Origin of the sequence: Arthrobacter vasquezii (genome assembly GCF_029455255.1) — a bacterium.
In the GTDB taxonomy this organism is placed as follows: domain Bacteria; phylum Actinomycetota; class Actinomycetes; order Actinomycetales; family Micrococcaceae; genus Arthrobacter_D; species Arthrobacter_D parietis.
The window spans coordinates 186,652-195,065 of the sequence record NZ_JAROKN010000002.1; the positions used below are offsets into that span (position 1 = coordinate 186,652).

Sequence of the window (8,414 nt, forward strand, 5' to 3'; positions counted from 1 at the left end):
CCGGGTCAAGCACAATCTCAAGCACCGCACCGCTCTGCGGGTCCGGGGCACTGCCCGCGCCGCTGCGAATCATGCCCGGCCTTCCTTTCCCGTGAACGCGAGCAGCCGCTCAGCGTATTTGGCCAGGACATCCATCTCCAGGTTCACAGGATCTCCGATGTTCTTGGCTCCCAGGCCCGTCTCGGTGAGGGTTGTGGGGATCAGGCCGACCTCGAACCAGGGCTCGGGTGTTCCGGCGTTGCTCACGGCCGTCACCGTCAGTGAGACACCGTCCACGGCGATGGACCCCTTTTCAGCGGCATAACGGTCCAGAGGGACGGGCAGACTGAAACGCAAGCGCTCCCAATCGCCGAAATTCTCACGCTCGAGGAGCGTACCGACGCCGTCGACGTGACCCTGCACAACGTGGCCGTCCAAACGGCCGTTCGCCGGTACGCAACGCTCAAGGTTGACCCTGCGGCCCTCCGTCAGGCCCCCGATTGTCGTTCGCCTCAGCGTCTCCCCCATCACATCCACGCTGATTCGGCCGTCGTCGATAACGGTCGCGGTCAGGCATACCCCGTCCACAGCGATGGACCCGCCGGGCTCGAGCCCGGCCCCTGTGGAACCGGCCTCGAACACAAGCACCGCGCTGCCGCCGTCCGGCGAGGTGCGGAGGGCGGTGACGTTGCCCCGCCCGGAAACAATTCCTGTGAACACTTAGAGGCCTTTCGTGATGGGCGCCGGAGGCGGCGCAATGGGTTTGAGGTGCAGCCGCACGTCGTCACCGAGCTGCGTGAGACCCGCGGCCCCGTCCGGATCCAGACGCCACACATGGGCGTCAGTAAGCGTTGCCACACCGAGCCGTTGGAAGGCGGGCACACCGGCGCCAAGGAGCATCGGCGCGACATACGCGAAGAGTTCATCGGCAAGATCAGCCATGAGGAAGACTCCGACCAGTTGCGGGCCGCCCTCTACGAGAACGTGCCGGACGCCCCGGCTGAACAATTCAGTCAACACGGCCAGCGGATCACGGGTTTCCAGGTGCACAAATCCGCTTCCACGCACCGCGGCATCCCCGGGGATGCCCCGTAGCCCGACGGCAACCCGCAGCGGCTGGCGGCTGGCATCGGATCCGTCCAGGGCCCGCGCGGTGAGGCGGGGATTGTCGGCAAGGACGGTGCCGGTGCCCACCAGGACGGCGTCGACGCGGGCACGGATAGTGTGCCCGTCTGCGCGCGCGTGCGGGCCGGTGATCCACTGGCTTGAGCCGTCCGCTGCCGCGGATTGCGCATCCAGGCTCTGCGCCACTTTGACTGTAACGAAAGGGCGCCGGGCCTGCACGGCAACGAGCCAGCGGCGGTTCAGCTCCGTTGCGGCATCTTCGAGGAGCCCGCCCGCCACATCGATTCCGTGGTTGGCGAGCCGTGCGGCACCGCCGGCGGCATCAGGAGTGGGATCGGCAGCCGCGTACACAACGCGCGTGATGCCGGCTTCCATGATCGCCTCGGTACAGGGACCTGTGCGACCGGTGTGGTTGCAGGGCTCCAGCGTCACCACCATGGTGCAACCGGCGGGATCCACCCCCTGCAGTGCCGCACTCTTCAGCGCGGCTACTTCCGCATGGTCAGTGCCGGCGCCCAGGTGGAAACCGGTGGTTACCATTGCGCCGTCCCTATCCAGAACAACAGCGCCCACCAGAGGGTTGGCGCCGCGAACGCCCTGGCCGGCGAGCAGGAGCGCGTGCTCCATGGCCATCATTTCGGGTGCGGTGAAGCCGGCGGATCCGGTTGTCATGGCAGGCTCGGCTCAGGACTGGGTGCGTGATCAACCGGGTGCGCGGCGGCCTGCCGCTGCGCCCGGGCCCACACAACAAAGCCTACGAGGGTGAAGATCCCGTAAAACAGGTACATGAAAGCTGAAGCGTAGTAGCCGGCGCTGAACAGGAGCGGGACGCCAACGACATCGACTGCCACCCAGATGAGCCAGAATTCCACCCAGCCCTTGGCCATTCCGAACGTGGCCAGCAGAGATCCGACGAAGGTCCAGGCGTCCGCCCAGACCGGCTCGTACGAACCGAGGGCCCGGAAGAGCGGGGTCACGGCCACAGTGCCGAGGACCAGGGCGGCAACGAGCCCCAGACGTGTTCGGTTTGTTGCCCAACGCGGGGTAATTGCCGCGCCGGCATCCGATTGTGCCTGCCGCCACCGGCGCCATCCGTAGACTGCGACAGCGATGAACATGACCTGGCGGGCAGCCTGTCCGAGGAGATTCGCCGTGGAAGCTTCACCGAACACCGAACCGAGAAAGACGGTGAGCAGGAGCAGGTTACCGGCGATGCCGACAGGCCAGGCCCAGACCTTGCGGCGCATTCCCCCGAGCGCGCTCAGGAGACCGAAGACATTGCCGAGCACTTCCCGAAGCAGCAATGGACTGCCGCCGATGAAAAGTTGGGCTTCGAAGAGCCACCTCAGTAGATCCATACTGTTCCCTTTAGAACTCGCGATGACGGCTCCGGGGAACGACAGGCAGGGCCGGCGCTGCCGACGGCGCATGAGGCACCGACGACAGAGCACAGCCAAAGCTGCACGTGCTTCTCCCATCCAGACTCTAACTGTCGGTGCCGGAATTTCACCGGCTCAACCGTTTGCTGCCCCAGGGGGCTGCGCGCGGGTCGCGGACTATAACCGCCGGTTCGGAATTACACCGACCCCGGAGCACGTTGTACGAGCTTATTCTTTCACATTTTTGGGCGCGTCGGACTTTCCTTGCGGCTTCGCGTCCACGCCTGCTTCCTTCCGCTGTTGAGGCGTGATCGGTGCAGGAGCAGCCGTGAGCGGGTCATAGCCGCCGCCGGATTTCGGGAAGGCGATGACGTCGCGGATGGAGTCGCTGCCGGCAAGCAGTGCGACAACCCGGTCCCAACCGAACGCGATGCCGCCGTGGGGCGGTGCGCCGTACTTGAAACCCTCCAGCAGGAAGCCGAACTTCTCCTGGGCGTCCTCGGGGCTGATTCCCATAACAGCGAAGACCCGTTGCTGAACATCCCGCTGGTGAATACGGATCGAGCCGCCGCCAATCTCATTGCCGTTGCAGACAATGTCGTAGGCATACGCGAGGGCACTGCCCGGATCGGTGTCGAAAGAGTCCAGGTACTCCGGCTTCGGTGAGGTGAAGGCGTGGTGAACCGCCGTCCACGCACCGGTCCCCACGGCGACGTCACCGGCGGCGACGGCGTCCGACGCCGGCTCGAACATGGGCGCATCAACGACCCACACGAATGCCCACGCCGCCGGATCGATCAGCCCGGTGCGGTGACCGATCTCCACCCGTGCAGCACCAAGCAAGGCACGCGAGGAGGACTTCTCGCCGGCGGCAAAGAAGATGCAGTCCCCCGGCTTCGCACCGACAGTGCCGGCCAGCCCATCCCGCTCGGCGTCCGTCAGGTTTTTGGCGACGGGACCACGGAGGCTGCCGTCGTCGTCGATGAGGACGTACGCAAGCCCCTTCGCTCCGCGCTGCTTGGCCCATTCCTGCCAGGCATCCAGCTGACGGCGCGGCTGGGAGGCTCCGCCGGGCATGACGACGGCGCCCACATACGCAGCCTTGAACACGCCGAATCCGGTGTCCTTGAAGTACTCGGTCAGCTCGGTCAGCTCGAGACCGAACCGAAGGTCCGGCTTGTCAGAGCCGTAACGCGCCATGGCATCGGCGTAGGTCATGCGCTGGATCGGAGTGGGGATCTCGACGTCGATCAGCTTCCACAGCGCCGTCACCAGCTCCTCGCCGAGCGCGATGATGTCATCCTGCTCGACGAAGCTCGCCTCGATGTCCAGCTGGGTGAACTCGGGCTGCCGGTCGGCACGGAAGTCCTCGTCCCGGTAACAGCGGGCGATCTGGTAGTACTTCTCGAAGCCGCCCACCTGGAGAAGTTGCTTGAACAGCTGCGGTGACTGCGGCAGTGCGTACCAGGACCCTGGCGCCAGACGGGCCGGAACCAGGAAGTCACGGGCGCCCTCAGGCGTCGAACGGGTGAGGGTGGGTGTCTCAATCTCCACATAGCCGTCTGTGTGCAGAAGCTCGCGGGCCACCCGGTTCGCCTCGGAGCGCAGGCGGAGGTTGGCGTTCGGCGTTGGGCGGCGGAGGTCCAGGTAACGGTGCTTCAGACGCGCCTCCTCGCCCACCTCGACATGCTCGTCGATCTGGAACGGCAGCGGGTCCGAGGTGTTGAGAATTGTCACCTTCTCGGCGATGACCTCGATCTCACCGGTTGCAAGCGCCGGGTTCTCGTTGCCCTCGGGGCGCTGCTCGACGGTGCCGATGATCTGCAGCACGTACTCATTGCGCAGGCCATGGAAGACGTCCTCCTCGCGCACCACTACCTGGGCGACGCCGGATGCGTCACGAAGATCGAGGAATGCCACGCCGCCGTGATCACGCCGACGGGCCACCCATCCGGCGAGAGTGACGGTCTGTCCAATGTGCCCGGTCCGTAGTGAACCCAGGTCATGTGTGCGCAGCACAGCATTCCTTCCGGTGGAATTAAATCCAGTCTGTGAATCGTGGTTGAATCTCAGTGTTCGAGTTTACCGCCGGATGAGATGCATTCCCGGCCACACTTATCACCGGACGGGGACCATCGCTAAATGCCGCAGGCATTGAACAGACAACTCGGCGGGTTCGACGCCACCACCGTCGGCATCGGATCCATCATTGGAGCCGGCGTTTTCGTTGTCTTCTCCCCGGCAGCCGCAGCCGCCGGCTCCCTGCTGCCGCTCGCAGTCGGCCTGGCCGCCGTCGTTGCCTATGCCAACGCCGCAGCATCCGCCCAGCTGGCGACCGTGCATCCGGTGAGCGGCGGTACCTATACCTACGGGCGGCGCCAGCTCGGCGAATGGCCGGGCTTCCTGGCCGGGTGGAGCTTCATCACCGGGAAACTTGCCTCGTGTGCAGCGATGGCGCTCACCTTCGGGCTGTACGCCGCTCCGGGCTTTGAGAAAGCTGCAGGGGTGGCAGCCGTAGTGGCCCTGACTTCCGTTAACCTGTTAGGCATCACGCGCACCGCGCTGTTGACGCGGATCATCGTTGCGCTGGTGGTGCCTGTCCTCTCCTTCGTCATTGTTGTGGCCTTTGCCCAGCCTGCCGACGCCCCCGGCGCCGTGCCGGTTGGACCCACCGGCGTCCTGCAGGCGGCCGGGCTCATGTTCTTCGCGTTCGCCGGCTATGCACGTATTGCCACGATGGGCGAGGAGGTCCGCGAGCCCGCGCGCAACATTCCGCGGGCTATCTTCGGCGCACTCGGTTTCACCCTGGCTCTGTACCTCCTGCTCGCGTTCGGCCTGCTTCGCGCGGTGGGGCCGGACGCCCTCGCTGACTCGCAGGCGCCTCTCACCGAAGTATTCCTGCCGAATGGGTCCTTACCTGGGCTGGCAGTGGCGATTGCGGCGGCACTGGCGAGTCTCGGCGCACTGCTCGCGCTGATCAGCGGGATCGCCCGCACAACCCTGGCTATGGCGCGAGAGGGTGATCTGCCGCGGGTTTTCGGCGCGGTGTCAGCCCGCCGTGCCACACCGTTCGCAGCGGAGCTGGCGACTGCCGTCGTCGTCATTGCACTGCTGCTGGGAACCGATGTCCTGACGGTGGTGGGCTTCTCCAGCTTCGGTGTGCTGCTCTACTACGCGGTGGCGAACCTCTCCGCGCTTACCCTGGCCTCGCGTCCCTGGTACGCTCCGCGGGCGCTGAATGTACTCGGCCTGACGGGATGCCTGGTGCTCGCGTTCACGCTTCCGGTGCGGTCGGTCCTGACCATGACCGTCATTCTGCTGGTGGGGCTGCTTGGCCGCGCCGCTATGCTCCTCGTACAACGAGGACGGCACTGACGGCGGCACTACAGGGCAACGCGCCGGCTCAGCCCTGAGGCAGGATGGCCGGCCAGCGGTCCTCAACGGGAGGGGTCCACGACGAGGGATCAGCGGCGCTCTGCTCCCCTGATCGGATGTCCTTGACCTCGTGAGCGCCGTCCTCCGAGGTGAACCAGACGAAGGGGATGCCCCGGCGGTCCGCGAACTTGATCTGCTTGCCGAACTTCTCGGCCGTTGCCGCAACCTCCACGGGAATGCCGCGACCGCGCAACGCGGCGGCAACATCCTGGGCGGCGGACCAGGAGTCGTCATTTGCGAGGGTGACCAGGACCGCCGTCGGTACCTGGCGGGAGGCAGCCGCGAAGTCCTGGCTCAGAATGCGCGTCACTAGGCGTGTAACACCGATGGAAAGGCCGACGCCGGGGAAGGTCCGGTTGCCCTTGCTCGCCAGCGCATCGTAGCGGCCGCCGGAGCAGATGGAGCCGAGTGCCTCATGACCGACCAGCACCGTCTCGTAGACCGTGCCGGTGTAGTAGTCGAGACCGCGCGCGATGCTCAGATCGGCGATCACCTTCCCCGGTGCGCGTTTCGATGCCTCGGCGATGACCTGCTCGAGTTCGGCAAGTCCTTCCTCAAGCAGCGGGTCTTCAACGCCAAGGGCGCGCACCCGGTCAACGAAGGAGGTGTCTTCCGTGCGGATCCCGGCGAGGCTGAGGGCGGCTTCCGCCTGCTCGGCCGTGGCGCCCAGCTCGGTTTTCAGCAGCTCCGCCACTTTCGCGGGGCCGATCTTCTCCAGCTTGTCGATGCTGCGCAGCACCCCGGGAGTGTCCGTCAGACCGATTCCCCGATAGAAGCCTTCAGCCAGTTTCCGGTTGTTGATGCGCAGCTGGAAGTCGGGAATCGGCAAGGCGCTGAGCGCCTCGGCTATCACGAGGGCAAGCTCGATGTCGTAGCGGAACGGGAGTGCGCCGTCACCCACCACATCGATATCCGCCTGGGTGAACTCCCGTGCCCGTCCCTCCTGGGGACGCTCCCCCCGCCAGACCTTCTGGATCTGGTAGCGGCGGAACGGGAAGGCAAGGTGGCCGGCGTTTTCAACCACATAGCGTGCAAAGGGAACAGTCAGGTCAAAGTGCAGCGCCAGCGAGTCGTCGCCGGCGGCGCCGGTGTCCTCATCCTGGAGGCGCGATACCGCGTAGACTTCCTTGTCGATCTCCCCCTTGCGCAGCAACTGACCCACTGTTTCAACCGCGCGGGTTTCGACGCTGGAGAATCCGTGAAGCTCGAACGTCCGTCGCAGGGTGTCCAGAACGTGCAGCTCCACCAGACGTTCCTGGGGCAGCCATTCGGGAAATCCGGACAACGAGGACTTTCGTGCCATACGGCAACTCTCCTTGGGAAATGACGCTGGTGTCCCCAACCGGGCGGTTCGGGATGCTGGGGAAGCCGAGAGGTAAGCGGTCAGCTGTGCCTACACTGTCTGCGGCATTCATTTTAGTGGTTCGTGCCGGACCGGACTAACCGGACCGGGAGTGCCAGGGTAAAAGTGGGCAGCACCCGAAACAACCGCCGGACACAGGAGGTCGCGTGGCCGTTGATCGTCGCGGACGCGAAATGCGCCGTCATATCAGTCAGATCGAGGCCCGGCGGGAGCTTGAGCGCGCTCAGGAGAAACGGCGGCGGAAAGACAGCACGACGGCGGGGATAGCGGCCGCGGCGGTCCTCGCCATTGCTTTCGCCCTGCAGGTGTTCTGGTTCAGCTCGAATCCCACGGCCGCGCAGATGGACGTTCTTGACGAGGCACCCGGTGTTGTGGAGACCGCGCCGGCGGAGCCGACGGCGAATAGCTCGAACATTCCGGATCCGTCGAGTGCAGCGGGGAAAGTGTTCACGGGGACCCTTGCCACCAGCGTCGGCGACATCGGTGTCCAGCTGGACGGAAGCAAGGCCCCTCAGGCGGTAGCCGTCTTCACCTCGCTCGCCCAGGAGGGGTTCTTCGAAGGCAAGACGTGCCACCGGTTGACTACCGCGGAGACCATGGGCGTGCTGCAGTGCGGGTCCCTCAACGGCGATGGTGCGGGTGATCCGAACTACCAGTGGGGTCCGGTGGAGAACACTCCTGAAGACGGCGTCTACCCTGCCGGCACCATTGCCGTGGCCCGCGGTGCTGCGACGGACAGCAATGGGACACAGTTCTTCATTGTGTACAGGGATTCCCGGATTCCACAGAACACCGGCGGATACACCATCATGGGTTCGGTGACCTCCGGTCTGGACCTTGTCCGGCAGGTTGCCGAGGCCGGAGTGCAAGGCGGCGGCGAGGACGGAGCCCCGGCAACGCCTGTGACGATAGACTCATTAACCTTGCAGTAATCAACGGGACACGGCCATGTGGGCCGTCCATCGAGCGAAAGACTTTTAGCGGTGACAAACAGTCAGCAATCCGACGAAATGCCTGTAACCGAAGCGACCGGGATCGAGCAACCTGAGGCTGCAGCAGAACCTTCTGCTACTGAGCAGCCCACGGCGCCGGCTCCTGAGCAACCGGCCGCGCCGGTGCCGGGAGCCGCAAAC

Annotated in this window: 7 protein-coding genes and 1 riboswitch; of the genes, 2 read left to right on the plus strand and 5 right to left on the minus strand. The window is 65.4% G+C overall.

Features of this window, described 5'->3' with window-relative positions; genetic code table 11:
• Positions 1–69: 69 nt before the first annotated feature.
• From P4U43_RS01975 to aspS, 4 genes are all read right to left on the minus strand, one after another.
• Positions 70–699: a riboflavin synthase gene (locus tag P4U43_RS01975; RefSeq protein ID WP_277357218.1), complete on the minus strand. Its 630-nt coding sequence runs from the start codon at positions 697–699 to the stop codon at positions 70–72.
• Positions 700–1,776 (minus strand): bifunctional diaminohydroxyphosphoribosylaminopyrimidine deaminase/5-amino-6-(5-phosphoribosylamino)uracil reductase RibD, encoded by a 1,077-nt coding sequence (gene ribD / locus P4U43_RS01980; protein ID WP_277357219.1) that lies wholly within the window; start codon positions 1,774–1,776, stop codon positions 700–702.
• On the minus strand, positions 1,773–2,462 hold the full coding sequence (gene pnuC / locus P4U43_RS01985) for a nicotinamide riboside transporter PnuC (protein ID WP_277357220.1): 690 nt from the start codon (positions 2,460–2,462) through the stop codon (positions 1,773–1,775). Before pnuC ends, ribD begins: the two co-directional genes overlap by 4 nt.
• Positions 2,463–2,566: 104 nt before the next feature.
• Positions 2,567–2,703: riboswitch (FMN riboswitch) on the minus strand.
• Positions 2,704–2,711: 8 nt separating this feature from the next.
• Positions 2,712–4,502: an aspartate--tRNA ligase gene (gene aspS, locus P4U43_RS01990; RefSeq protein ID WP_277357221.1), complete on the minus strand. Its 1,791-nt coding sequence runs from the start codon at positions 4,500–4,502 to the stop codon at positions 2,712–2,714.
• A 123-nt stretch (positions 4,503–4,625) separates the two neighbouring features.
• Between aspS and P4U43_RS01995 the strand changes: the two genes are divergently transcribed.
• The gene (locus P4U43_RS01995; RefSeq protein ID WP_277357222.1) at positions 4,626–5,858 is read left to right on the plus strand and encodes an APC family permease; all 1,233 of its coding nucleotides are present in this window, start codon (positions 4,626–4,628) and stop codon (positions 5,856–5,858) included.
• 28 nt (positions 5,859–5,886) lie between these two features.
• On the opposite strand, the gene hisS is transcribed toward P4U43_RS01995, so the two are convergent.
• Positions 5,887–7,221, minus strand: coding sequence for a histidine--tRNA ligase (gene hisS / locus P4U43_RS02000; protein WP_277357223.1), 1,335 nt, complete (start codon positions 7,219–7,221; stop codon positions 5,887–5,889).
• A 206-nt stretch (positions 7,222–7,427) separates the two neighbouring features.
• Between hisS and P4U43_RS02005 the strand changes: the two genes are divergently transcribed.
• Positions 7,428–8,213 (plus strand): peptidylprolyl isomerase, encoded by a 786-nt coding sequence (locus P4U43_RS02005; RefSeq protein WP_318532995.1) that lies wholly within the window; start codon positions 7,428–7,430, stop codon positions 8,211–8,213.
• Positions 8,214–8,414: the final 201 nt, after the last annotated feature.